Source organism: Janthinobacterium sp. BJB301, from assembly GCF_002735685.1.
Classification (GTDB): domain Bacteria; phylum Pseudomonadota; class Gammaproteobacteria; order Burkholderiales; family Burkholderiaceae_D; genus Janthinobacterium; species Janthinobacterium lividum.
On record NZ_PDZJ01000004.1, the window covers coordinates 323,157 to 348,120 of the forward strand.

Genomic DNA, 24,964 nt, shown 5'->3' on the forward strand with positions numbered 1-24,964 from the left:
AGACGACATGCAGCGACGCTTACGGCTGGGCATGGTAGGGGGTGGGCAGGGCGCGTTCATCGGCACCGTGCACCGCATCGCGGCGCGCATCGACGACCAGTACGAACTGGTGGCGGGCGCCTTGTCGTCCGACCCGGATCGCGCGCGTGCAAGCGGCGCCGCGCTGCACCTGGCGCCCGAACGCTGCTACAGCGATTACCGCGTCATGGCGCAGATGGAGGCCGCGCGCGCGGACGGCATCGAGGCCGTGGCCATCGTCACGCCGAATCACTTGCACGCGCCCGTCGCCACGGCGTTCATGGAAGCGGGCATCCATGTGATCTGCGACAAGCCGCTGGGAATATCGTTGGCGGAAGGCCAGGCGCTGGCGGCGCTGGCCGAGCGGAAAAACCTGCTGTTTGCGCTCACGCACACCTATAGCGGCTACCCGCTGCTGCGCCATGCGAAGGCCATGGTCGAGGCGGGCGACATCGGCGAATTGCGCCTCGTGCAAGTGGAGTATTCGCAGGACTGGCTGGCCGATTCGATTGCTGCCGGCGGCATGAACGAGGGCAACTGGCATAACGATCCGCAGAAGGCGGGGCCGGGCGGCGTCCTGCTCGACGTGGGGCTGCATGCGTATCACCTGGCGCAATTCGTCAGCGGACTGACGCCGCATGCCGTGCTGGCGGAACTGTCGACCTTTGTACCGAACCGCAGCCTGGACGACCACGTGCAGGTCATGCTGCGCTACGCCAACGGGGCGAAAGGTACCCTGTGGGCCAGCCAGGTGGCGACCGGTTGCGAAAACACGGTGCGCCTGCGCCTGTTCGGCAGCAAGGCACAGCTGGACTTTGACCAGGAACAACCGAATGCACTGTGGTTTACGCCGCAGGGCGGCAACCGCCAGTTGCTGCGTCCGGGCCGGGTCGACAGCGCCGCCGCGCGCCACGCCACGCGGGTGCCGGCCGGCCATCCGGAGGGTTATCTGGAAGCGTTCGCCCAGCTGTACCTGGATGCGGCCTTGCGCATTCGCGCCTTGCAGGCGGGCTTGCCCGTGCCCAGGGAAACCGGCTGGCTGCCGACTGTCACCGATGGCGTGGCGGGCCTGGCTTTTGCGGAAGCCGTGCTGCGCAGCCATGCGGATGGTGCGAGCTGGACAACCTTGGCAAGCTGACTGTTACACTGCGCGCATGAGTGCGCCCTTTATTATCACCATCATCCCGCAAGGCTGGCAATTCCCGGCCGAGGCGGGCACCACCATCCTGGCCGCCGCCGAACTGGCCGGTATCCGCCTGCTCAGTTCCTGCCGCAATGGCACGTGCCGCACCTGCCTGTGTCACATGCCAGATGGCCAGGTGCGCTACACGGTGGACTGGCCCGGCATCAGCCCCGATGAACGGCTCGACGGCTACATCCTGCCCTGCGTGGCCGCGGCCGAAAGCGATATCACCATCCAGGCGCGGGCCGTGCGCAAGTAAAGCACCGCCGTGATTATTTGTTATATTTTGGCAATGTTTTCCATGCTATAACATTTGATTCAGGTTTCCAGCACACCTCCATTGGGGAGGAAATGAAACCTCAACATGGATATCGCATGCGTACATTATTCCCTTTGTTGTGGCGGGCCGCCGCATTGCCGCTGGCTATCACGACGACCTTGTCCGCCTGTGGCGGCGGTTCCGGCGGTGCCGTTGGCGTACCGCCTGGCTTGCAGGAAAAACCCGGCATGACCTTGTCGGCAGTCAGTAGCCGCTGCACGGCCCAGCCTGGCGCCATCTGCGATGACATCCACGTAACAGTGCGCCTGGCCGATGGCGTGACCGATACGCGTCCCCAGTCGCATGAAAAACCGGCCAGCGGCACGGCCGGTGTGCTGCAGCAGGCCGACCGCCAGAAGCAGGCAGACGGCAGCTGGCTGCTGACGTTCAAGGCGGTGCCTGGTCTGGCTCCCGGGGTGTACGCGGGCAAGATCGAGCTATCCTTGCCGCTCACGGTGGGGGTGTACAAGACGGAAAGCATGGATTACCAGGTCACTGTCGCGCCGTTCGCCGGCAGCATGGGCGCACTGCAGGCCTTGCCCGGCGTGGGCGACTGGGAAGGCGTGAATGGCAATGCCGCGCATACGGGCCTGGTGCCGGCCACCTTCGACAGCCGCCGCTTCACGCGGCGCTGGACTTGGCTGGGCCCCAGTTCCCCGCGCGCGGTCGTCGGCAGTCCCGTGGTGGCTGCGAATGGCCTCGTGTATGTCAGCCAGCAATCGGCCGCACCGGTGGAAGGCAGCAGCACCAAATACATCACCACCTCGACCGTGACGGCGCTCAACGAGAGCGACAGCCAGGCGCGCTGGACGCAGTCGCTCACGTCCGATGGTTATCTGGGCGCGCCGGCCGTTTCGGGCGGCAAGCTGGCCATGGCTGGCTACGATACCGTGCATGTCTTCGATGCGCATGCCGGCGGTGTGCCGCTCGGCGTGCGTCCGCCGAATACGAATGGCACGCTGCTGGGGGTTTCCCTGGCGACGGCGCCCACCTTTTTTGGCGGCAATGTCTACGTGGGTGGCAATAACGATATCAGTGGCATCGATGCGGCGGTGGGGCAGACACGCTGGTCTGCCAGCCTTGGCTTGCCCAAGCTGGGCAACGTCAATGACTGGACGCCCGCCGTCAATGGGGACACGGTGTACAGCCATGCGGCAGGGACATTGACGGCGTTCGATATCGCAGATGGCAAGGCTCGCTTCAGCGTGACGGTGCCGGGGCAGGTGCTGGGCGGGCTGAACAAGAGCAGCCTGCGCCAGGCGCCCGTGCTGGCCGATGCGGACAGCGTGCTGCTGCTCAATCAGCGGCCGCTGGCCGGCGAGGCGGCGAATAACAGCCTGAGTCTGGTTGACGTGCATAGCCGCGCCGTGCGCTGGACGGTGCAGGGACAGTTCAGCACGCAGCCGGTGGTGGCGCAGGGCGTCGTGTATGTGGGCAACCAGGGCAGCCAGGCGCTCGAAGCGCGCAGGCTCGGCGACGGCGCGGTCCTGTGGAGCTGGCCCCTGGATACGGCCCTCGACGCGTACTTCGGCGGTGATCTGATCGTCACCGGCAATCTGCTGTTTGTTGGCGGGCGGAACAATACCTATGCGATCGACCTGGCCAGCCACAAGACTGTCTGGATTTACCGCATGGGGGGCAGCCTGGCGTTGTCGCGCCATGGCGTGCTGTACATCCGCCAGGGCACGGATCTACCCGGCGGCAGCATGGTCTTGACGGCCATCAACCTGCAGTAGCCGCCTGCCGCTTGCACGGCGCCTGACTCAGGTGGGCTTGCCGCCCTTGAGGCGCTGCAGCAGGGCGTCCACGCTGTCGCTGACGGGCAAGCCATGGCGGCGCAGCAGCTGCACGTGCAGCACCAGGTTTTCCAGCACCAGCTTGGCCGCCACGGCCAGCAGCGCCAGGTTGCGGTCTTCCGGGCTGAAACTTTCCATCGCGTCGGCCATCTCGCACAGGTGGTTGGCGATCAGCCCGCGCAATTCCTGCTCGTCGAACGGCAGGTCGGCAAAATCGATGGGATCGGCCACTTCCACTTCCTGCATCAGCACTGCTAGTTCTTCCGGGGTAATCGTCATGCCTGGCCTCCTTGTGTGCTTGCCTCTATTTTAATTGTATTGGCCGCAAAGGGGACTAGAATGAGTCGAGGCCGACGACGTCGAAGGACAGCATGGCGCATTTGCATTTTACGCAACAACTGGCACGCTACCTGGACGTTCCTACGGTGGAGGTGGCCGCGCCACGGCTGCGCGCCGCCCTCGATGCCGCGTTTGCCCGGCAGCCGCGCCTGCGCGGTTACGTGCTCGACGAGCAGGGCGCCCTGCGCCCGAATGTGGTGATCTTCATCGATGGCGCCCGCTGCCGCGAGCGGCGCGTGCTCGACGACGCCTTGCTGCCCGACAGCCAGGTGTATATCTTGCAGGCACTTTCCGGAGGTTAATCATGGGACAAGGCATGGCTCAACGCGCGTATCTCGGCACCCGCAAGGGCTTGTTCCAGTTCGATGTCGATGCGGCCGGCGCCTGGCAGCTGGCGCTGGTGCAGTTTGCCGGCGATCCCGTTTCCATGCTGCTGCACGATGGCCGCGACGGCACCTTGTATGCGGCCCTGAACCTGGGGCACTTCGGCGCCAAGCTGCACCGACGCGACGGGGGCGCCAGCGCGTGGCAGGAAGTCGCCGTGCCCGCCTATCCCGCCAAGCCGGAAGGCAGCACCGATACCGTGGACTGGACCTTGCAGCAGATATGGTCGCTGGCGGCCGGCGGCGCGGACCAGCCCGGCGTGCTGTGGGCGGGCACCTTGCCTGGCGGCCTGTTCCGTTCCAGCGACCGCGGCGACAGCTGGCAGCTGGTGGAATCCCTGTGGCACGTGCCGCAGCGGGCGCAGTGGTTTGGCGGCGGCTATGACGTGCCCGGCATTCACAGCATCTGCGTCGACCCGCGCGACAGCAACAAGGTGCTGGTTGGCGTGTCCTGCGGCGGCGTGTGGCAAACGTTGGACGGCGGCGCCAGCTGGGCCTTGAGCGCGACGGGCATGCGAGCCGACTACATGCCGCCCGAGCTCGATGAAAACGAAGCCGTGCAAGATCCGCACCGCATCGTGCGCAGCGCCGGCACGCCGGACGCGCTGTGGTGCCAGCACCATAACGGCATCTGGCGCTCGCACGATGCCGGCTGGCACTGGCAGGAAGTGACGACGGCGCCGCTGTCGCATTTTGGCTTTGCCGTGGCCGTGCATCCGCGCGATGGCGACACGGCCTGGTTCGTGCCGGCGCAGGCGGATGTGCTGCGCATTCCCATCGATGGCGCGCTAGCCGTCACGCGCACGCGCGATGGAGGGAAAACCTTCGAGGTCTTGCGCGCGGGATTGCCGCAGCAGCATTGCTATGACCTGGTCTACCGCCACGGGCTGGCGCTGGCCGACGATGGGCGCAGTTTATTGATGGCGTCGACGACGGGGGGCGCCTGGTTTTCCGGCGACGAGGGCGAGCATTGGCAGACCATCTCTGCCCACTTGCCGCCCGTTTATGCCGTCTGTTTTGCCACGCCGTAGTAGCACAGGAAGATATCGACGGCCAGTGCCGTCACTTCGCGCCGGCGTGCCGGGCCCAGCAGAGGCTCACCGAGGGTGATCTGCGGCCAGAATGCAAAGGTTTTTAAAGGCGACATCAGCAGGTGCGCCACTTCCAGCGTCTCGCCCGCCTTGATGCGCCCGTCTTGCTGTGCCGCGCGGATCCAGATATTCAAGCCCGTTTCCTTTTCATTCAGGCGCGCCACCATCGCTTGCGCCCGCTCGGGCGAGTGGATGGTTTCGCCAAAGATCACGCGCGCCAGGTCGATGAAAGCGGGATCGCACAGCAAGTCCATTTTCTGCTCGACCAGGGCCAGCACTTGCGGCCGCAGGGGCTGGTCGGCAACATAGGGCACGGCAGGCTGGGCCATGCTGCTTTCCCACATGCGCTGCAGGATTTCCGCGAACAGCTCGTCCTTGCTGGGGAAATGGTTGTACACGGTGCGCTTGGATACGGCAGCCGTGGCAGCGATCTTGTCCATGCTGGTCGCATCAAAACCGTGCTCGCGGAACTCGGCGATGGCGGCATCGACGATGGCGACGCGCTTGCGGTCGGTGAGGCGTTGCGGTGCGGCCATGGCGGGAAATCTCCTTTGAAAACAATATTTTACACCTCTTGGTTTACTTTGCCAGAAATAGGAACTACACTGTGTAGTGTAATTTAATCCTTGTTAATTCTTTGCCGGGCCGCATATGCACTTGCACCGAGTCGCACGTCGTCTCTTCTTTCTGGGAGTCCTGATCATCATGAGTTCTTGCACCTTGCGCGCCGCGCCTGCCGCACCGATAGAATCGCCCCAACGCCACGAAGGCAAGTTCCGTAATCCCGTGCAGATGCACAAGCTGGGCACGGCAGCGACGCTCAAGCTGATGTGGACATTTTTCTTTGACAAACCCGACAGCACGGTGCCGGCCGCGGCTGTGCCCGTGCAAGCCTTGACCCGGGCGCAACTGTTGGCCGCACCCGACAACAGCCTGTTTCGCCTCGGCCATTCGACCCTGTTGCTGAAACTGAACAATGAATTTTTCCTCACTGATCCCGTGTTTTCCGAGCGCGCCTCGCCGGTGCAGTGGGCAGGACCAAAACGCTTCCATCAGCCGCCCATCAGTATCGCCGACTTGCCGCCGATCAAGGCCGTCATCCTGTCGCACGACCATTACGACCACCTCGACCATGCGGCCGTGCTGCAACTGGCCGCCAAGACCGAACACTTCGTCACGCCGCTGGGCGTGGGTGACACCTTGGTCGAATGGGGCGTGCCAAAAGACAAGGTGCAGCAATTCGACTGGTGGCAGGGCGCGACGATTGCTGGCGTGAAACTTGTCGCCACGCCATCGCAGCATTTCTCGGGACGCGGCTTGTTTGACGGCAATCAAACCCTGTGGGCATCGTGGGTCATCGACGCACCGGACGTGCGCGTGTTTTTCAGCGGCGACTCCGGCTATTTCGACGGTTTCAAGCAAATCGGCGACAAGTACGGCCCGTTCGACGTGACCATGATCGAGACGGGCGCCTACGACAAGCTGTGGCCGGACGTGCACATGCAGCCGGAACAGACCTTGCAAGCCCACCTGGACTTGCGCGGCAAGTGGCTGATGCCCGTGCATAACGGCACCTTCGACCTGGGGCTGCATGCCTGGCATGAACCGTTTGACCGCATCACGGGGCTGGCGGCCAAGCAGGGCGTGAACCTGGCCACGCCGCAGATGGGCGAGGCAGTCGATCTGGCGCAGCCGACGAAGGGCGAAAAATGGTGGCTGGCGATGCTGGAAGAGGAGATGATTCGGTAATTTACGCCGTCACGTCGATCAGGCGTCCCAGGGTCTGGCCATAGCTGTTCAGCTGGGGCGTGTTTTTCGGCGCGGCGGGGACCGCTTGCTGCGGCACGGCCAGCTTGATCGCCTGGTCCAGCTGCGGCGCCTTGATGGCGGTGGGGGCATCTGCCTGGGCTTGCTGGCTGTTGCGTTGCGTCTGGCTCAGCGATTCCTGTTCCCGTGCCAGCAACTGGCGGCTTTGCGCCAGCTGTTCACTGTCGCGCTGTACCTGGTTCTGGCCTTGCTCGACCCGGCGTTGCGCCGTAGCCAGCGAGGCTTGCAAGTTGTTGACGGACGTTAGCGTGACCACATTGTTCACCTTTGAAAGTATGTCCAGGCGTGCAGGGATGGGGAAAGCCCGGGCGGATGTGCTGCGCCAGGCATCATTGTTCGAACATGCCAAGCGGTAATCTTTACCTGAATCAAGAGTAGGACAAATTCTCGCACAGTTCCAGTAAATTATGTTTTCTTGATAATGCTAACGTGCGCGCCTTGCATGCCCAAGCCGGCATCCTGAAGTTGCTGCAGCACTTGTCAAAGTGAGTACCCGCTGTCGCTTTTTACCTTGTCTTGACTGCTATCGCCGATATGGCGCTGCGGAGAGGGTGGAAGTGGTCGCATTCAAAACGTTGCTTTTTAAATAGTCAATGTATTGTTGTTTTTATACCATGTCTGCGCACGCTAATGCGCGGCCTGTTTGGCGCTCTGGGCTATAATTGACGGTCAGAGTTGGTTTCTTTTGCCATACAGACAGGTAGTTAACATGAATCTCAAGAGCCTCGCAATTGCCCTCGGCATGTCGAAAACGACAGTCAGCAGGGCGTTGAACGGCTATCCGGAAGTCAATTCCCGCACCCGTGAAATCGTCCTGGCCGCCGCCAAGAAAGTCGGCTACCGGCCCAACCCGCTGGCGCGCAGCCTGGCCGTCGGCCGCACGAATGTGCTGGGCATGATCTATCCCCTGCTGCCCAGCGACCTGGGCGACAGCGTCTTTCTTTCCGTGGTGAATGGCATGTCGGACGCCGTGGAAGCATCGAAGATGAGTTTGATCATCGCTCCCGTATCGCCGCAGAACGAACAGCCCTCGTATGAAACCATGGTGCGCGGACGCCAGGTCGATGGCCTGGTGGTGGGCCGCACCAAGGTGGTCGACGAGCGCATCGCCTACCTGACGAAAGTCGGCTTTCCTTTTGTGGCGAACGGCCGCACGCGCATCGATGCGCCGTATGCGTATTTTGACTACGACAACGATACGGGTATCGACCTGGCCGTGTCTTTCCTGGCGGCACACGGCCACCAGCGCATTGCCCTGCTGAGCGCGCCGCTGGATCTGCACTTCGCGTATGAACGCAAGGAAAGCTTTATCCGCTGCATGGCGCAAGCGGGCTTGCCGGTCGATCCCGCCTATCTGCTCGACAATACTTTTGATCGCCGCAGCGGTTATCAGGCCATGCAGCAATTGCTGGCCTGTTCGCCCCGTCCCACGGCCGTCATCGTCGACAATCACTTGTCCGGCGTGGGCGTGGTGCGCGCGCTGATGGATGCGGGCATCGAAATCGGCAAGGAAATTTCCGTCATCGTCTGGGGCAATGTGGAAGACACCTTGATCGGCATCAACGTCACCACCATCGACCAGCCCGACCTGCGCCGCGCCGGCGCCAAGATGGTGGAAATGCTGCAATCCTTGCTGGCCGGCACGCCGCCGGAGCGGCTGCAGGAAATCTGGCAGCCGGTGCTGTTGCCGGGGGCGACGGTGGGGCGTTGTCCTGAGTGAAAAAAAACGCAGAGCCGAGGCTCTGCGTTGTCATGTCAAACCCAGCTGACCGGCTTATGCCGCGTGCTTGCTGCCGTCCGCCAGCTTGGCCAGCAATCTCGCCTTGTCCTGGCGATACGTGGCGACGGCCGCTTCCTTGACGTGGCCGAAGCCGCGGATTTTCTCGGGCAGCGACGCCAGTTCCACGCAGGTGCCGAGATTTTCCGCCGTCAGGTTGACCAGCAGTCCCGCCAGCAGTTCGCGGTATTCGACGATCAGCGCGCGTTCCATCTTGCGCTCGGCCGTATAACCGAAGACGTCGAAAGTGCCGCCCCGCAGCCCCTTGGCTTTCGCCAGCAGCTTGAAGGCGCGCCACATCCAGGAACCGAACTCCGCTTTCACGAGGTGGCCTTTCGCATCTTTTTTCGCGAACAGCGGTGGCGCCAGGTTGAATTTCACGGAGAAATTCCCCTCGAACTGCTGCTGCAATTGCTCCACGAAACGGCCATCCGTGTACAAACGCGCCACTTCATACTCGTCCTTGTAGGCCAGCAATTTGAAATAGCTCTTGGCAACGGCTGTCGACAGCTTCTGGCCCAATCCCAGGGTGTTTTCGCGGTCGCGTACCTGCTTGAGCAAGGTCACATAACCATCCGCATATGCGGCGTTCTGGTAGGCCGTGAGGAACTCCACGCGCTTCTTGATGACGCTATCGAGGCTTTGCGGCATTTGCACGATGATCGCCTGCGTGGGCGTGGCGATCTGCGTGACACGGCGCACGTCGACGGCGGCGCGGCGGCCCCACAGGAAACTTTTCTTGTTCGATTCGATGCCCACGCCATTGAGTTCGATGGCGCGCAGCAAGGCCGCTTCCGTCAACGGAATGCGGCCCTTTTGCCAGGCGTAGCCGAGCATGAACAGGTTGGCGGCAATCGAATCTCCCATCAGCGCGGTGGCCAGTTTCGTTGCGTCGATAAAGTCGGCTGCCTCGGCGCCGCCGACGGATTCCTCGATCAGCTGGCGCACTTCCGCCGTTGGATATTGCCAGTCGGCATTTTGCGCAAACGTGCCTGGCGGCTGCTCATGCAGGTTGACGACGGCCAGGCTGCGGCCCGGACGCATTTTCGACACGGCATCCTGCGCGCCGGCCGTCAGCATGTCGCAGCCTAAAATCAGGTCCGCTTCGCCCGTGGCGATGCGCTGGGCGCGGATGTGTGCGGGAGACCTGGCGATTTTCACGTGCGAGGTGACGGAACCGTTCTTTTGCGACATGCCCGTCATGTCCAGCACGGACGCGCCCTTGCCTTCCAGGTGGGCCGCCATGCCCATCAGGGCGCCCACGGTGATGACGCCCGTGCCGCCGATGCCGTTGATCAGGATGTTGTACGGCGCGTCGCAGGCGGGCAGGACCGGTTCCGGCAGGGGGCCGAAGTTGTCCGTCTCGCCCGCTTTGCTGGCACCCGTCTTGGTCTTTTTCAGGCTGCCGCCTTCGACCGTGACGAAGCTGGGGCAGAAACCCTTGGCGCACGAGTAATCCTTGTTGCACGAGGATTGGTCGATGGTGCGCTTGCGGCCAAATTCCGTTTCCTTCGGCAGGATCGACACGCAGTTCGATTGCACGCCGCAGTCGCCGCAGCCTTCGCAGACGGCGTCGTTGATGACCATGCGTTTGGCCAGGTCAGGGTATTCGCCCTTTTTCCTGCGCCGGCGTTTCTCGGCCGCGCACGTCTGGTCGTAGATCAGCACGGAGACGCCTTGCACTTCGCGCAATTCGCGCTGCACGGCATCCATATCCTTGCGATCATGCAAGGTCACGTGGGCGGGCAGGTTGCTGCGGTCGCTGTAGCGCGACAGGTCTTCCGTCACCAGGGCGATGCGCGCGATGCCTTCGGCCGCTACCTGCTGCGCCATCATCGGTACGGTGATCAAGCCGTCCACGGGCTGGCCGCCCGTCATGGCGACGGCGTCGTTGTACAGAATCTTGTAGGTGATGTTGACCTTGGCGGCCTGCGCGGCGCGGATGGCCAGATAGCCCGAGTGGAAGTATGTGCCGTCGCCCAGGTTCTGGAACACGTGCGGCAGTTCGGAAAACGCGGCCTGCCCGATCCACGGCGCGCCTTCGCCGCCCATGTGCGTGGTCAGCTTGTTCATTTCCGGGTAGATCGACGTGGCCATCACGTGGCAGCCGATGCCGGCCAGCGCCAGGCTGCCGTCCGGCACCTTGGTCGACGTGTTATGTGGGCAGCCGGAGCAGTAGAAGGCGGGGCGGAACGGCGTATTCACGGCTTTCTTCAATACCGCATCCTTGGCGTCGAGGAAACTTAATCTCGCCTTGATCAGGTCGCAGGTGACGGGGTCGGAAATCAGGCGCGCGATGCGGCTGGCGATGACACGCGCCACTTGCGAGACGGAAAAGTCCGCCTTCGAGGTCAGCAGCCATTCGCCGCGCGGCGCCACCCACTCGCCCTTTTCATCGAACTTGCCGATGACACGCGGGCGCACGTCGTCGCGCCAGTTGTACAGCTGTTCCTTGAGCTGGTATTCGACGATCTGCCGTTTTTCTTCGACGACGAGAATTTCATCGAGGCCTTGCGCGAATTCGCGCACGCTGTCCGGCTCCAGCGGCCACGGCATGGCTACCTTGAACAGCCGCATGCCGACGTCGGCCGCCATCTGCTCGTCGATGCCCAGCTCTTCCAGCGCTTCCAGCACGTCCAGGTAGGACTTGCCGGACGCAATGATGCCCAGCTTGGCGTTCGGGCTGTCGATGGTGGTGTGGTTGAGTTTGTTTTCGCGCGCGTAGGCCAGGGCCGCGTAGATCTTGTAGTCCTGCATCAGCGCTTCCTGATTTCGCGCCTGCTGGCCCAGCGGGATGCTCGACAGGCGGGCATTCAGGCCGCCTTCGGGCATGACGAAGTCCTGCGGAATCTTGACTTCCACGCGGAACGGATCGGCATCGATGGACGCCGACGATTCGACCGTGTCGGCCAGCGCCTTGAAAGCTACGGTGCAGCCGGAAAAGCGCGACATGGCCCAGCCGTGGATGCCCAGGTCCAGGTATTCCTGCACATTGCACGGATACAGGACGGGGATCATCGAGGCGGAGAACAGGTGGTCGGACTGGTGCGGCAGGGTCGAGGAATACGCGCCATGGTCGTCGCCGGCCACCAGCAGCACGCCGCCCAATTTGGAGGTGCCCGCATGGTTCATGTGCTTGAAGACGTCGCCGCAGCGGTCCACGCCGGGGCCTTTGCCGTACCACATGGCAAACACGCCGTCGTACTTGGCCGGGCCGATCAGGTCGACTTGCTGCGAACCCCAGACGGCCGTGGCGGCCAGGTCTTCGTTGACGCCGGGGACGAACTGCACGTGGTGCGCTTCCAGCTGTTTCTTGGCTTTCCACAGGTTTTCGTCGAGGCCGCCCAGGGGCGAGCCCCGGTAGCCGGAAATGAAGCCGGCCGTGTTGAGGCCGGCGGCCTGGTCGCGCAGGCGCTGCATCATGGGCAGGCGCACGAGGGCCTGGATGCCGGACAGGAAGATGGCGCCGGAAGTGGCCGTGTATTTGTCGTCGAGGCTGACGGTGGTCAAACGGGAAGTGTCGGGGGGCGTAGATGGCGCGGCACCGGCGTTTCTAGCGAACGCTGCGGAGCCGTTTTCCGTGGTCACGGACATGGCTGTCTCCAAAAGGGTGTTTCAGATGACGGCTGTACAAGTGGCGCGCCCGGTAAGGCGCGCACTGTGCAGACGGGATGGCCGCGTGTGGGCGGCACATAACCATTTTAAATTTAAAATAGTTAATGTGGTCAGTGTAGAACGAGTCAGGAAAGGGGGCAAATACGCTTTGCCGATGGGGGTATAAGAAATACTTATGTCATGGGCGAGAGCACATTCGCCCCCACCCAGCGCCCGCTGCCGCACAGTTCGGCGGCCACTTGCAGCACGAGGTTTTTCACGGCGTTGCCCGCATTGGTGAGGGGAATGTTTTTCGAGGCGCACAGGGCCACTGTGCGCGACAGCACGGGGCTGTGGATGGCGTAGCTGCGCATGGCGCCGCTGTCGAGCTCGGCCAGCAGGGGGGCGGCCGGCAGGATGGTGGCGCCCATGCCGGCCAGGATGGCCGATTTCAGGATGGCGATCGAGTTGATCTCGATCACGTTGGCCGTTTCCAGGCCCAGTTCGCGCGCGCGGCTGTCGATGCGTGGACGCACGCCATGCTGCAGGCCCGGCAGGATCAGGGTGGCGCTCAAGGCTTGCTGGAACGACACGGCATGGCCGGCGGGGGCGAACGGCGAATCGCTGCGGCAGATAAAACGCATCTCTTCTTCCACCAGCGGGCTGCAGGCAAACGGCGTGAGCTGGCCATCGTCGAACAGCACGGCCAGGTTGATGCGGCCCGATTTGAGCTGTTCATTGAGGTTACCCGTGATTTCTTCCGTCAATTGCAGGGTGATTTCGGGATAGCGTTCGCGCGCGGCCAGCAGCAGGGGCAGGGCCAGGGCGCCGGAAATGCTGTGCGGCAAGCCCAAGGTGACATTGCCGGACGGCCGCGTGGCGCTTTGCGTGACGGCCGAGCGGGCGTCGGCCACCTGTTTCAGGATCGCTTGCGCATGTTCGTAGAACACCTTGCCCGCATCCGTGCTGAGCACGCCCTGGGCCGAGCGGTGCAGCAGCTGCACGCCCAGTTCCTCTTCCAGCTGGCGCAGCTGCTGTGTCAGGGCCGGCTGGGCCACGTGCAGGATCAGGGCCGCGCGCGACAGCGAGCCGTGGTCGACGATGGCAACAAAGTAGCGTAATTGGCGCAGTTCCATGGGTCCCAGAAGCGGTGCGTTGAGCGGAAAAAACACGGTGTTGCGCCGCAGCGCCGAACGCGGCCAGCAGAATAACAATTTTGTTATACTCATTCTAGCGCCTTCGGTGCTCCAGTCGCGTATTTGTGGGATGACAGCATGCTCAAGAAAGTTGATTCGTCTCAATTAAAAGTGGGCATGTACATTCATGACCTCAGCTGCGACTGGATGACGCATCCATTCGTGCGCAACCGTTTCCTGTTGCGCAGCGACGATGAAATCCGCAAGATCATGCAAGCCGGCATCCACGACGTGGTGATCGACAGCGGCAAGGGCCTTGACGTGCAGGACGCGCCTACCGTGGCGCAGGCACAGGCCACCACCGAGCGCGAACTGGTGCAGATCGCCGCGGCGCCGCAAGTGGTCACGCGCGTGTCGCTGGGCATGGAACTGGCGCGCGCCACGCAAGTGCGGCGGCAGGCGGCCAGCCTGGTGCGCACGGTGATGGCCGACGTGCGCCTGGGCAAGGCTGTCGAGCTGGACCGCGTGCAGCACACGGTCCAGGATATTACCGAATCGATCCTGCGCAATCCCGGTGCCCTCGTCGGCTTGTTGCGCATCAAGACCAAGGATGACTACACCTTTTTGCATTCCGTCAGCGTGTGCGCGCTGCTGGTGGCGTTCTGCCGCTCGCGCGGCATCGATGCGGCCACCACGCACCAGGCTGGCCTCGGTGGCTTGCTGCACGACACGGGCAAGGCCCTGGTGCCCGACAGCGTGCTCAACAAGCCCGGCCCCCTCACGCCGGAAGAATTTGCCCTGATCAAGCGCCATCCGCGCGACGGCTACGAAATCCTGCGCCAGTCGCCCGAGGTGGGCGCGATTCCCCTCGACATCGCCTTGCACCACCACGAACGGCGCGATGGCAGCGGCTATCCGGACCAGCTGGCCGGCGACGCCATCAGCGAACTGGCGCAGATGGCCGCCATCGTCGACGTGTATGACGCGCTGACGTCTGACCGCAGCTATCACAAGGGCATCGCCGCCGCCGAAGCCCTGCGCAAGATCTATGAGTGGAGCAAATTCCATTTCAACCCCGTGTTCGCCCAGGATTTCATGCGCTGCGTGGGCATCTATCCGGTCGGCACCATGGTGATGCTGGAATCAGGCCGCCTGGCCGTCGTCATCGAGGCGCACGAAAGCAATCTGCTGGCGCCGAAAGTGAATGTGTTTTTCAGTACGAAGAGCAAGACCTACATCAAGCCGGAAACGGTCGACCTGTCGCGCGGCTTCGGTTTTGGCGGCGCCGACAAGATCGTCGGCCATGAGTCGGCCGCCAAGTGGCAGGTTGATCCCATGCGGTTTCTTTCCCTAGCGGATGCCTAGAAGAATTCCGCCGTATCGTTCGAGGTAATGGTAGTTAACAGGCCCTTGGCGACCAGCTCGTCGTAGTGGCAAGCCAGGTTGCGGCCATGGCTCTTGGCGTAATACAAGGCCTGGTCGGCGCGGCCGAGGATGATGACGGGCGCCTCGTAGGCGTTGATGCTGACGAAGCCCACGCTGACGGTCACTCGCCCCACTTGCGGGAAGTCGTGCGCTTCGACATTGGTGCGGAAGCGGTCGATGATTTTCTGTGCATTTTCCAGGGTGATCGAGCGCAGCAGCACGACGAATTCCTCGCCGCCGAAGCGGAAGATGCGGTCTTGCGAGCGGAACGACGATTGCAGCTGGTTGGCGATCAGGATCAGCACTTCATCGCCATACAGGTGGCCAAATTTATCATTGACCAGTTTGAAATGATCGACGTCGATCACGGCCAGCCATTGCCGTTCCGTGTCCGTATGGTGGCGCCGTTCTGCATCGACGGGAAGCGGCTTCTCCGCCTCCGGTTCGCCGCGGCTTTGCAGGATTTTCGCCAGCTGGTCGTCGAAGGTCTTGCGGTTCAACAAGCCGGTGAGCGAATCGCGTTCGCTGTAGTCGAGCAGGTTCTGGAAATTGCGGTACACGCTGACGATGCCGCCGATCACCTGGATGGTGGCGCCCGTGTACGGCGTGGGGTTGGTGATTTCCAGGCAGGTGGTGACCTGGTCGCCGATCCAGATGGGCAGCCACAGCAGGTGGCGGCCGTCGGCGCACAGGGTGTCGGCGCTCGCTTCATGGCGCTTGATGCAGGCGGCCAGGGCCGGGTAGTCCGACAGCGGTTCGCCTGGCAGAGTCGGGTCGTTATGCTCTTCCATGCGGGCCACGCTGCCCGCCACGATGATGGCCCGCGACCGCACGAACACCTGGCCACGCACGGTGGTCAGGGCCAGCACACGGGTCTGCGACGCGGCAGCGAGTTCCTGGACGGCCGAGATCACGGAGATGTCGAGCATCGTGTGGTCGCGGTGCCCGGTCATGTCCACCATGTGTTTCAGTAGGGAATCCATTGTCGATCTCTGGAAAGTAGTCACACAAGTGTCGTCATACCAGCATTGCATCAAGCAAGAGCATGTTCGCGTCCGTCTACAAGAAGCCAAGATTTATTTGGTGGCATGACGCTCTTTACCGCCGGGCGAGAGGCCTTTCCAAAGAAGAGCTAAGCAGGATAATGTCTTTTTGCCTAATAGGCAATTAACGTATGCAATATTTCATGTAAATACATGAGATTCATGCACCGCATTGCAAAAAACTTGCCCTGACGAAGGCTTTCAATCCGGATCGCAACATTTGTTTGCGCCAGCCGGCATTTCAACAGGGTTTGATAATTTCCATATGGAAACTTGTGGCGCGTCAATTTGCCAAAACGTGGACGCTTTATAGTCAATGCAATGGCGCAGAAATTTACGGCAGGAAACATATTAGCAGGAATGGGCAATGTTTCACACCCGATTGCGCCAGGGACTTGTGATTCACTTTTGGGAGCTTGTCATGCATACCTTCCTGTCGGCAGTACAGCAGTTTGTCAAGGATGAGGATGGCATTACGGCAATCGAATACGGCCTGATTGCGGCGTTGATGGCTACCGCCATCACGGCCGGTTTCTTGCTGATCAAGACCAACTTGCTGGCCGTCCTCACCGACATTTCGTCGAACCTGGTGTTGACGCCCTAAGCGGGTGCCCGCCGCTGGCCGGCCAGCGGCGGGTTTTTTTTCAGGAGGTGCCGCATGCCTGCCTATGCCGTATTCGACCTGCTGTTGTTGTGCTTCGTGACGGGGGCCGCCGTCAGTGATTTGATCCGCCGCAAGATACCCAATGGCGTGGTGTTGTCCGGCATCCTTGCCGCCCTGGCGCTGCACCTGTGGCTGTGGCCGCAAAACGTGCTGCCGCTGTGGCTGGGCGGCATGGCCACGGGCTTTTTCCTGTTTCTACCGCTGTACGTGCTGCGCGGCATGGCTGCCGGCGACGTCAAGCTGATCGCCATGGCGGGCGCCTTTGCCGGTCCCTGGCCCGTGCTGCAGATCTGTTTCGCCACGTTTGTCCTGGGCGGCCTGATGGCCGTGCTGATGATCACCTGGCAGGGCAAGTGGCGCGCCTGCCTCGGCAATCTGCGCCAGCTGCTGTGGCCGATGATCGCGCGCATGGCCGGCATTCCCCTGGCGCCAAACGCTTTGGGCAGCGGCGCCAGCGTGGGCAACATGCCGTACGGACTGGCCATTGCCCTGGGCTGCCTGCTGGTGCAAGGGCGGCATTATTTCTGATTGGTATTCATTGCTCTTGATCAATGGGCACCGGTCCCCGCTCGCTAGAATGAATTCTGTTGAATGCAGTCTTAACCGGCTAGGAGACGCAGCATGACCGAGGTCGACTATTCCATGAGCACCGAGAGTGCGCCGCGCCCTGCCGATGCGAACCTGATGCCGCCCTTGCCGCCGCAGCCGAAGAGCTTGCGTGAAACGGGACTGGAGCGGCCCCTGGTGGTTGAACTGATCGCCAAGCTGATGTTTGTGAGCGGCAAGACGCACCTGTCCGCACTGACGACGCGCTTACGCCTGTCGATCAATGTCTTGCGCGAAGTGCTCGACTTCATGGTGAGCGAGCAGATGGCCGAAGTGGCCTGGCGCGGGGAATCCGATATCGACGTGCAGTACCAGCTGACGAATGCCGGCAAGCAGCGCGCCAGCGCCTTCCTCGAGCGCTGCGCGTATATCGGCGCCGCCCCCGTTACCCTGGACGCGTACCGCGCCATGGTGGCGCGCCAGTCGTGGCTGGCGCAGGAGCAGCGCGTCGGCAGCGATGACCTGGCCGCCGTGCTGGGTGGCGCCCACGCGGGGCCGGGCATGCTCGACGTGGTCGGCGCGGCTCTGCATTCGGGGCGCTCGCTGCTGCTGTACGGTCCGCCCGGCAGCGGCAAGTCGACCCTGGCGCTGCAGCTGGGACAATTGCTGCACGGGCTGGTCGCCGTGCCGTACGCCGTCATCGTCGGCCACGACATCATCCAGTTGTACGATCCGGCCCAGCACTTGCCGCCCGCGCCGCAGCATGTCAGCCATGCGCGCCAGGCGCTGGAGCGGCGCAGCACGGACATCCGCTGGGTGCTGTGCCAGCGTCCCGTGATCCACGTGGGCGCCGAACTCGACGCCGGCATGCTGGAACTGCGGCTCGACGCCAGCGGCGGCTGCTACCAGGCGCCGCCCCATGTGCGCGCCAACAATGGCATGCTGATCATCGACGACCTGGGCCGCCAGCGCCTGGGCGCGCCGGAATTGCTGACGCGGCTGATGCAGCCGCTGGCGCACGGCAGCGACCAGCTGGGCTTGCCCGGCGGCGTGCAGATCAGTGTGCCGTTCGACAATGCCCTCGTGCTGGCCACGAACGTGCCGCCGGGCGAGCTGTTTGACGCCGCCTTGCTGCGCCGCATCGGCTACAAGGTGCACGTGGGGCCGCTGGCCGAGAGCGCCTATCGCGCGCTGTTCCGCCAGCAATGCCGGCTGGCCGGCATGGCCATCGACGAGCTGGCCCTGAACCATCTGCTGCACCTGCATGGCGCGCAGGGACGGCCCCTGCTGGCCAGTTATCCGCAGGAATTGCTGGCGCGCATAGGCGACTTCGCCGGCTTTGCCGGCTGCGAAGCGCGCCTGACGGTGGGCGCCCTGGAACAGGCCTGGGGCAGCCTGTTTGCCAGCTGCGACATGCCGGCCGCCAGCCTGTGCGAGCGTATCGCATGAAAAACCGGCGCGCCCTCCTGATGATGGGCCTGGCGGTCGTGCTGGGTCTGCTGGCCGTGCTGCTGGCCTCGCACTGGCTGCTGCGCCAGACGCCGGCCGGCAAGGACAAGATCGTCGTCGCCGCCAGCGATGTCAACCTGGGCCAGCGCCTGGCGCCCGAGATGCTGCGCCTGGCCGAATGGCCGGCGGAAAGCTTGCCGCAAGGCGCGCTGCAAGACCCGGCGAAACTGGCGGGACGGGTGCTGAAAACCAGCGTGCTGCGCGGCGAACCGCTGAGCGAAGCCAAGCTGGCGCCGGCCGGCACCCTGGGCGGCCTGTCGGCGCTCATCACGGAAGGGCGGCGCGCCATTACCGTGCGCGTCAACGATGTGATCGGCGTGGCCGGCTTCGCCTTGCCGGGCAACTATGTCGACATCATCGTGAGCACGCAGCAGGATTCTGGCGACCGCGCCTTTCCGCAAAGCCGCAACATTTCCAAGATCGTGCTCGAACGCATCCTCGTGCTGGCCGTGGCGCAGGAAGTGGGGCGCGACGAGACCAAGCCGCGCGTGGTCAATGCGGTGACCTTGGAAGTGACGCCGGAACAGGCGGAAAACCTGGACCTGGCGCGCAGCGTGGGCAGCCTGTCGCTGGTGCTGCGCAACCAGGTCGACCCGCAGCCGGGCGTGACGGCGGGCGCCACCAAGCTGACCCTGCTGGGCGGGCCGCACGAAGCCGACGAGCCCGTTCCTGCCGCCGCGCCCGTGCCGGCCGCCGCGCCGCGTCCGGTACGCGTGGCCAAGGCGCCGCCGGAGCCAACGCGCCAGTGCAGCGGCGTCATCGATGGAACGCGCCAGTCGCGCGAATGTTTTTAGCCAACCATGGACACGCTCATGAACCGCGCCCTGCTGATACTGTGCTGCCTGCTGTCGCCGCTTGCCGGCGCGGCGGCCGATCCTGGTCCGCGCTGCGGCGGTGAAGCGGCCTCGCCCGGCAACCTGCAACTGCAGGTGGGCAAGTCGAGCATGCTGCGCCTGCCCGAGGCGGTGCTGGCCCGCAGCGTCGGCAATCCTGCCGTGGTGCAAGCCATGCTGGTGGCGCCCGACACCTTGTATGTGGTCGGCGTCGACGTGGGCAGCACGAACATGATCATCCAGGGCAAGAGCGGCGTGTGCAGCGTGGTGAACGTCAGCGTCAGCATGGACCCGGCCGGCTTGCAGGCAACTCTGGCGGCGCTGATGCCGGACGAAAAAGCCATCCGCGTCACGGCCGTGGCCGACACCCTGGTGCTGTCGGGCACGGTGCAGGATGCGGGCGCCGTGCTGCGCGCCGTCGAGCTGGCGCATGCGTACGTGCGCCGCGCCACCGTACCGCTGGCGCTGCCCAAGCCCGCCGATGGCGCCGCCATGCCGCCCGCCGCCACGGCGCCCGCTGGCGGCGCGGGCAGCGCGAACAGCCGCATCATCAACATGCTCGACGTCAGTGCGCCGCAGCAAGTGATGCTGGCCGTGCAGATCGCGGAAGTGTCGAAGTCGCTGCTGGAACGGCTGGAAGTGGGCGCCACCCTGCGCTTTGCTTCCGGCAGCTGGGCCACCACCTTGCTGTCGAATTTCTTGAGCGGCACGGCCAATGGCCTGCTCGACGTGCGCAAGTCGAATGGCCAGCAGCTGACCATCGAGGCGCAGAAACAGGATGGCCTGGTGCGCATCTTGGCCGAACCGACGGTGATGGCGATCAGCGGGCAAGAGGGCAGTTTTCTGGCCGGCGGCAAGATCTTCATTCCTGTCGGCCAGGACAACAACAAGATCACGCTGGAAGAGCGCGAGTACGGTGTCGGCCTGCGCTTCACGCCGACCGTGCTGTCGGGCGGGCGCATCAATCTGAAGGTGGCGCCGGAAGTGTCGGAGCTGTCGCGCGAAGGGGTGGGTATTTCCGCCGCCGGCGTCAGCGGGCGCTCGATTTTGCCCGTCATCACCACGCGGCGCGCCTCGACCACGGTGCAGCTGTACGACGGCCAGAGCTACGCCATCGGCGGCTTGATCAAGAACAACCAGGTGAGCAACATCACGGGCTTGCCCTGGCTGAGCGAAGTGCCGATCCTCGGCGCGCTGTTTCGCAGCACGGATTTCCAGCACGACCGCACGGAATTGTTGTTCGTCATTACCGCGCACCTGGTCAAACCCTTGCCGGCCGATGCCGTGCTGCCGACGGCGCAGCTGGCGCCGCCGTCGCGCATGGACTTAATGTTGGGCGGCAAGATGGAAGGGCCGGTGCCCTCGGCGCCGCCGTCCGTGCCGCCACCGCGCGCGGCCAACGGTTTCGAGTTGAAATGAGACGGGGAGATACGCCATGTCGAACTCGCTCTTGACGTCGCTGCGGCGCCTGGCCGCCCTGGCCCTGGCCTTGCAGCTGGCCGCCTGCGCGCACGGCAGCACGCCGCAGCTGGACCGCCGCTTCGGCGACGCCGTGCGCCTGTCCATGGCGCAGCAGGTGCGCGATCCGGCCGGCGCGGGCAATCGCACGCCGGCAGACGGCCTCGACGGCCCCAGCGCGCACGCCGTCATGCAGCGCTACCGCGCCTCGTTTGCCGAACCGAATGCCCAGGCGCCGCAGCCGGTGCAATTCATGCTGGGAGGCGGCAATGGCAAATAGACGCCGGCGCCAGCGCGGGGCGATGCTGATCGCCTTTTCCATCCTGCTCATCGTGGTGCTGGGCTTTATCGGCCTGGCGCTGGACGTGGGGCAAGTCATCGGCCGCAAGACGGAACTGCAGAACCTGGCCGACAACGCGGCGATGGCGGCGGCGGCGGAGCTGGTGGGCACGCCCGAGGGCCTGCTTGCCGCCGCGACGAAAGCCAAGAGCAGTGCGGCCGACCGCAGCGCATGGCGCCGCCGCATGGAAGGCGCGACCTTGTCGGACGCCAGCATCCGCTTCGCCAGTGCTCCCGACGCGCCCGCCAGCGAATGGCATGCGGCGGGCGCCGTGCCCGACGCCGCCACGGCGCTGTTCGTGCGCGTCGATACGCAGGCCAATGATCCCTCGCTGGGGCGGGTGGCGACGGCGTTCCTCGGCGCCTGGTCGCCGGCGCTGCGCACCCTGGACACGGGCGCGCGCGCCGTGGCGGGGCGCAGCAGCTTGAATCTCATGCCGCTGGCTGTCTGCGCGCTGTCGGCCAGTGCCGCCAGCCCGCGCACGAATGCGGCACTGCTGCCGGCCGTCGAGCTGCTGGAATATGGCTTTCGCCGCGGCGTGGCGTATAACTTGCTGAAGCTCAATCCGCACGGCCCGGCGGCCGAACATTTCGTGCTCAATCCGCTGGGCCGGCCGGGCGTGGTGGGACCGTCGCAGCAGGTCAGCGAATCGAATGTGTTGCCGTTTGTCTGCAGCGGCACGGTGCTGTATCCGCGCATCGGCAGCGCCCAGGTGCATGTGCACCGGCCTTTTCCCGCCGCGCTATGGACGGCCTTCAATGCGCGCTTCAACCAGTATCCGGGCAGCGGCTGCCATCCGGTGGTGGCGCCGTCCGACACGAACATCCGCGCCTATCCGAATACGGCGGCGAACTGGTGGATGAAGAATGCGCCCGATGCGCCCAGTGCGCTGAGCACGGGCAATCCGCTGCTGTCCGTGGCCGATCCGGAGTCGAATGCGACGCCGCCTGCGGTCGGCAGCTACGGGCCGCTGTGGTCATTTTCCAGGGCGGCCAGGTACAGCAACCCGAAGCCGGCCGGCGGTTATCCGCCGTTTGCCACCACCGACTGGCCCAAGCTGTATCCGGCCACGCCGGCCGCCCCGGCCGCCAAATCCAGCTATCCGACCGACAAGTCGCCGTACCTGACGCTGGCATACCAGACGGCGCCGACCGGCAACGCGGGCCTGGCGCAGCGGCGTTTGCTGCACATTGCGCTGCTCGCCTGTCCCGTGCCGGCCGGCAGCGACGTGCTGGCCCAGGTGCTGGGCATCGGCCGCTTCTTCATGACGGCGCCGGCCAGCAATGGCGTGCTGAGCGCCGAATTTGCCGGCCTGGCAGCCGAGGGATCGCTGATCGGCCCGGCGGAGCTGCTGCAATGAAGCTGGCCTGCCGCGCGCCACGCCGCCAGGGCGGTGTCGCCGCCATCGAGCTGGCGCTGATCCTGCTGTTTTTCATGGGACTGCTGCCCTTCGTGCTGCTGTTCGGCCGCGCGCTGCTGGTGTACACGGCCCTGCAGAAAAGCGTGCACGATGCGGCGCGCTACATGGCGACCATGCCGCTGCCGCAGATGGGCAGCATCGGCACGGCGAACCAGGGCGCCGCCCTGGCCCGGCAGATGGTGGTCGATGCGATGGCGGAAAGTTGGCCCGACATGGAGGCCGCCAGGGTCAACGTGGATTGCGTGTATGCCGACGATTCCTATGGCTGCGGCAGCTACGCGACGGCGCCGCTGCAGGTGCGCATCAAGGTCACCGTGGACATGCCGGTGGATTTCCTGCCTGAGCTGACCCGCAAGTGGCTGCCGCAGCTGGAGCCGATTCCCCTGCGCGCCAATGCGACATTGCGCTATGTTAATTAACCTGCCCCCCCACCGGCAGCGCCAGGGCGGCGTCTTCGCCGTCGAATTTGCCATGCTGGCGCTGCTGTTCTTTTTGTTCCTGTTTGCCATGCTGGAAATGGCGCGCGCCGTGTACGTGTGGAACATGGTGCATGAGATCACCCGGCGCGCGGCGCGCGCTGCCGCCGTCACCGATTTCAGCAATGCCGGCGCCTTGCAGGCCGTGCGCACGCACGCCGTGCTGCGCGCCACGCCGGGCACGCTGCCGCTGGGCGGCGGCATCGGCGACGCGCATGTGCGCATCGATTATTTGTCGGAGAGCAGCGGCGGCGCCGCGCTGGCGGCAGTGCCGGTGACGGTGCTGCCGGGCTGCCCGCAACGCAACCGCATCAATTGCCTGGACGATCCGCATGGCGCCAGCTGCATCCGCTTCGTGCGCGCGCGCCTGTGCCTGCCGGGGGATGGCGCGCGCTGCGAGGGCGTGCCCTACCGGCCCATCCTGCCGCTGCTGGGGGTGATGTTTCCTTCCGGCGCAGGCGCCATACGTTTGCCCAGCGGGACCACCATGGCGGTGGCCGAGTCGCTGGGCTATCCGGACAATCCCGGTTTTTGTCCATGAGCGCCGCTCCGCTGGCGCAGCCGAATGTGTAGCCTTGAATGAAGGAGGGGCGATGAAAGCCTTGATGATTACCCGCGACGCCAGCTTGCACGATGAAATCGCGGCGCAAGGCGCGGCCCGCATGCCCGTGCTGCGGCTGCTGGACCGGCGCAGCGGCCTGCGCGACGCCGTCGAGCGCATGCTGGCCGAAGCGCCCGAGCTGGTGATCGTCGACGCCAGCGGCATCGATGCCGACGAGGCCGACCTGCTCGAGCGCCTGGCGCGCCAGTATCCGCTGGCCGTGCTGATGCTGCTCACGCGCGGCCAGCAGCAGGATGTTTTGATACGCGCCATGCGCGCCGGCATGCGCGAAGTGCTGCAACTGCCGCTGGTGCACAAGGCCTTCCACGAGGCGATGGACAGGGTCGATATCCAGGCCGGCGTGACGCAGATGCGCGATGGAAAAGTGCTTGCCTTCATCTCGTGCAAGGGCGGCAGCGGCGCCACCTTTCTGTCGACGAATTTTTCCTATGCGATGGCGACACTGGCCGGCTGCAAGGTGCTCTTGATCGACCTGCACGGCCAGTTCGGCGACGCCACGTTGTATGTCTCGGACCAGAAGCCGGCCATGACCTTGTCCGACATCTGCGCGCAGATCGCGCGCATGGATGGCGCCTTTCTCGCCTCGTGCCTGGTGCACGTGACGCCGAACTTCGGCGTGCTGGCGGCGGCCGACGATCCCGCGCACAAGGTCGACATGCAGCCCGAGCACATGGACCGCATCCTGGCCGTGGCGCGCCAGCACTACGACTATATCGTGCTCGACGTGGGGCGGCAGATCGATGCGCTGTCGCTGCGCGCGCTCGACAACGCCGACGCCATCTATCCGGTGCTGCAGCTGGCCTTGCCGGACATCCGCGACGGGCGCCGCCTGCTCGACATCTTCCGCTCGCTCGGCTATCCGGGCGAGCGCCTGCGCCTGATCGTCAACCGCTATGAAAAGGGTGGCCGGCTGCGCCTGGCGGACCTGGAGCAGGCGCTGGGTGCGGAAGTGGTGCACACGGTGCCCAACGATTACATCGCCGCCACCGATTCCGTCAACCAGGGCATCCCGCTGCTGCAGCTGTCGCGCACCAGCGCCGTGGCGCGCAGCCTGGCCGAGCTGGTGGAACTGGTGACGGCGCGCCGCGTGACGGAAAGCCGCGGCCTGTTCGACCGCCTGTTCAGCCGCAGCGAGGCTTAGGACAGCAATGGATGTCAAGGCTCC

The 24,964-nt window shown here is 64.4% G+C and carries 24 protein-coding genes; 18 read left to right on the top strand and 6 right to left on the bottom strand.

From position 1 onward, the window contains the following. Positions 1–7 precede the first annotated feature (7 nt). The 3 genes from CSQ91_RS23445 (at position 8) to CSQ91_RS23455 (ending at position 3,256) form a co-directional block, all read left to right on the top strand. Positions 8–1,156, top strand: a complete 1,149-nt coding sequence (locus tag CSQ91_RS23445; protein ID WP_257217455.1) for a Gfo/Idh/MocA family protein — start codon at positions 8–10, stop codon at positions 1,154–1,156. 16 nt (positions 1,157–1,172) lie between these two features. Then, the gene (locus tag CSQ91_RS23450; protein WP_099389785.1) at positions 1,173–1,460 is read left to right on the top strand and encodes a 2Fe-2S iron-sulfur cluster-binding protein; all 288 of its coding nucleotides are present in this window, start codon (positions 1,173–1,175) and stop codon (positions 1,458–1,460) included. A gap of 116 nt (positions 1,461–1,576) precedes the next feature. Continuing rightward, positions 1,577–3,256: a PQQ-like beta-propeller repeat protein gene (locus CSQ91_RS23455; protein ID WP_180278494.1), complete on the top strand. Its 1,680-nt coding sequence runs from the start codon at positions 1,577–1,579 to the stop codon at positions 3,254–3,256. Positions 3,257–3,283: 27 nt separating this feature from the next. Here the strand turns inward: CSQ91_RS23455 and CSQ91_RS23460 are convergent, their stop codons facing one another. Then, complete coding sequence (locus CSQ91_RS23460; RefSeq protein ID WP_034783657.1) at positions 3,284–3,595, bottom strand: hypothetical protein; 312 nt, start codon at positions 3,593–3,595, stop codon at positions 3,284–3,286. Positions 3,596–3,687: 92 nt separating this feature from the next. Between CSQ91_RS23460 and CSQ91_RS23465 the strand changes: the two genes are divergently transcribed. Next, complete coding sequence (locus CSQ91_RS23465; RefSeq protein WP_034783656.1) at positions 3,688–3,957, top strand: MoaD/ThiS family protein; 270 nt, start codon at positions 3,688–3,690, stop codon at positions 3,955–3,957. 14 nt (positions 3,958–3,971) lie between these two features. Next, the gene (locus tag CSQ91_RS23470; RefSeq protein ID WP_099389841.1) at positions 3,972–5,069 is read left to right on the top strand and encodes a WD40/YVTN/BNR-like repeat-containing protein; all 1,098 of its coding nucleotides are present in this window, start codon (positions 3,972–3,974) and stop codon (positions 5,067–5,069) included. Here the strand turns inward: CSQ91_RS23470 and CSQ91_RS23475 are convergent. Continuing rightward, positions 5,042–5,665: a TetR/AcrR family transcriptional regulator gene (locus tag CSQ91_RS23475; protein ID WP_070280007.1), complete on the bottom strand. Its 624-nt coding sequence runs from the start codon at positions 5,663–5,665 to the stop codon at positions 5,042–5,044. The two genes, CSQ91_RS23470 and CSQ91_RS23475, sit on opposite strands and share 28 nt — an antisense overlap. Before the next feature lie 169 nt (positions 5,666–5,834). Between CSQ91_RS23475 and CSQ91_RS23480 the strand changes: the two genes are divergently transcribed. Beyond that, positions 5,835–6,878 (top strand): MBL fold metallo-hydrolase, encoded by a 1,044-nt coding sequence (locus CSQ91_RS23480; RefSeq protein WP_099389787.1) that lies wholly within the window; start codon positions 5,835–5,837, stop codon positions 6,876–6,878. A gap of 1 nt (position 6,879) precedes the next feature. Here the strand turns inward: CSQ91_RS23480 and CSQ91_RS23485 are convergent, their stop codons facing one another. Beyond that, on the bottom strand, positions 6,880–7,212 hold the full coding sequence (locus tag CSQ91_RS23485; protein WP_143451085.1) for a hypothetical protein: 333 nt from the start codon (positions 7,210–7,212) through the stop codon (positions 6,880–6,882). 453 nt (positions 7,213–7,665) lie between these two features. Between CSQ91_RS23485 and CSQ91_RS23490 the strand changes: the two genes are divergently transcribed. Beyond that, positions 7,666–8,676: a substrate-binding domain-containing protein gene (locus tag CSQ91_RS23490; protein WP_034783651.1), complete on the top strand. Its 1,011-nt coding sequence runs from the start codon at positions 7,666–7,668 to the stop codon at positions 8,674–8,676. A gap of 54 nt (positions 8,677–8,730) precedes the next feature. Here the strand turns inward: CSQ91_RS23490 and CSQ91_RS23495 are convergent, their stop codons facing one another. Continuing rightward, the gene (locus CSQ91_RS23495) at positions 8,731–12,327 is read right to left on the bottom strand and encodes an indolepyruvate ferredoxin oxidoreductase family protein (RefSeq protein ID WP_099389789.1); all 3,597 of its coding nucleotides are present in this window, start codon (positions 12,325–12,327) and stop codon (positions 8,731–8,733) included. Positions 12,328–12,521: 194 nt separating this feature from the next. Further along, positions 12,522–13,463, bottom strand: a complete 942-nt coding sequence (locus CSQ91_RS23500; protein WP_099389842.1) for a LysR substrate-binding domain-containing protein — start codon at positions 13,461–13,463, stop codon at positions 12,522–12,524. A 138-nt stretch (positions 13,464–13,601) separates the two neighbouring features. Between CSQ91_RS23500 and CSQ91_RS23505 the strand changes: the two genes are divergently transcribed. Continuing rightward, positions 13,602–14,828, top strand: coding sequence for an HD-GYP domain-containing protein (locus tag CSQ91_RS23505; RefSeq protein ID WP_034783648.1), 1,227 nt, complete (start codon positions 13,602–13,604; stop codon positions 14,826–14,828). Here CSQ91_RS23505 and CSQ91_RS23510 read toward each other — a convergent pair. Then, entirely contained in the window at positions 14,825–15,871 is a 1,047-nt protein-coding gene (locus CSQ91_RS23510) for a GGDEF domain-containing protein (RefSeq protein ID WP_034783647.1), read from the bottom strand. The two genes, CSQ91_RS23505 and CSQ91_RS23510, sit on opposite strands and share 4 nt — an antisense overlap. A 481-nt stretch (positions 15,872–16,352) precedes the next feature. Here CSQ91_RS23510 and CSQ91_RS23515 point away from each other — a divergent pair, with 481 nt between their 5' ends. The 10 genes from CSQ91_RS23515 to CSQ91_RS23560 all read left to right on the top strand — a co-directional run bounded on the left by CSQ91_RS23515 (position 16,353) and on the right by CSQ91_RS23560 (position 24,940). After that, the gene (locus CSQ91_RS23515; protein ID WP_034752975.1) at positions 16,353–16,535 is read left to right on the top strand and encodes a Flp family type IVb pilin; all 183 of its coding nucleotides are present in this window, start codon (positions 16,353–16,355) and stop codon (positions 16,533–16,535) included. A 54-nt stretch (positions 16,536–16,589) separates the two neighbouring features. After that, the gene (locus tag CSQ91_RS23520) at positions 16,590–17,123 is read left to right on the top strand and encodes an A24 family peptidase (protein WP_034783644.1); all 534 of its coding nucleotides are present in this window, start codon (positions 16,590–16,592) and stop codon (positions 17,121–17,123) included. Between the two features lie 93 nt (positions 17,124–17,216). Next, positions 17,217–18,590 carry an ATP-binding protein gene (locus CSQ91_RS23525; protein WP_099389790.1) on the top strand — a complete coding sequence of 458 codons (1,374 nt, stop codon included), beginning with the start codon at positions 17,217–17,219 and terminating at the stop codon, positions 18,588–18,590. Continuing rightward, positions 18,587–19,444, top strand: coding sequence for a Flp pilus assembly protein CpaB (cpaB, locus tag CSQ91_RS23530; protein ID WP_099389791.1), 858 nt, complete (start codon positions 18,587–18,589; stop codon positions 19,442–19,444). Before CSQ91_RS23525 ends, cpaB begins: the two co-directional genes overlap by 4 nt. 18 nt (positions 19,445–19,462) lie before the next feature. Further along, positions 19,463–20,902, top strand: a complete 1,440-nt coding sequence (locus tag CSQ91_RS23535; RefSeq protein WP_070280070.1) for a type II and III secretion system protein family protein — start codon at positions 19,463–19,465, stop codon at positions 20,900–20,902. Between the two features lie 16 nt (positions 20,903–20,918). Then, complete coding sequence (locus CSQ91_RS23540) at positions 20,919–21,221, top strand: hypothetical protein (RefSeq protein ID WP_083299690.1); 303 nt, start codon at positions 20,919–20,921, stop codon at positions 21,219–21,221. After that, the gene (locus CSQ91_RS23545; RefSeq protein WP_180278495.1) at positions 21,211–22,641 is read left to right on the top strand and encodes a TadE/TadG family type IV pilus assembly protein; all 1,431 of its coding nucleotides are present in this window, start codon (positions 21,211–21,213) and stop codon (positions 22,639–22,641) included. Before CSQ91_RS23540 ends, CSQ91_RS23545 begins: the two co-directional genes overlap by 11 nt. Then, positions 22,638–23,120, top strand: coding sequence for a TadE/TadG family type IV pilus assembly protein (locus CSQ91_RS29025; RefSeq protein ID WP_099389793.1), 483 nt, complete (start codon positions 22,638–22,640; stop codon positions 23,118–23,120). The genes CSQ91_RS23545 and CSQ91_RS29025 overlap by 4 nt, the downstream gene beginning before the upstream one ends. After that, positions 23,110–23,718 (top strand): TadE/TadG family type IV pilus assembly protein, encoded by a 609-nt coding sequence (locus CSQ91_RS23555; protein ID WP_099389794.1) that lies wholly within the window; start codon positions 23,110–23,112, stop codon positions 23,716–23,718. Before CSQ91_RS29025 ends, CSQ91_RS23555 begins: the two co-directional genes overlap by 11 nt. A 52-nt stretch (positions 23,719–23,770) precedes the next feature. Continuing rightward, positions 23,771–24,940: an AAA family ATPase gene (locus CSQ91_RS23560; RefSeq protein ID WP_034783630.1), complete on the top strand. Its 1,170-nt coding sequence runs from the start codon at positions 23,771–23,773 to the stop codon at positions 24,938–24,940. Positions 24,941–24,964: the final 24 nt, after the last annotated feature.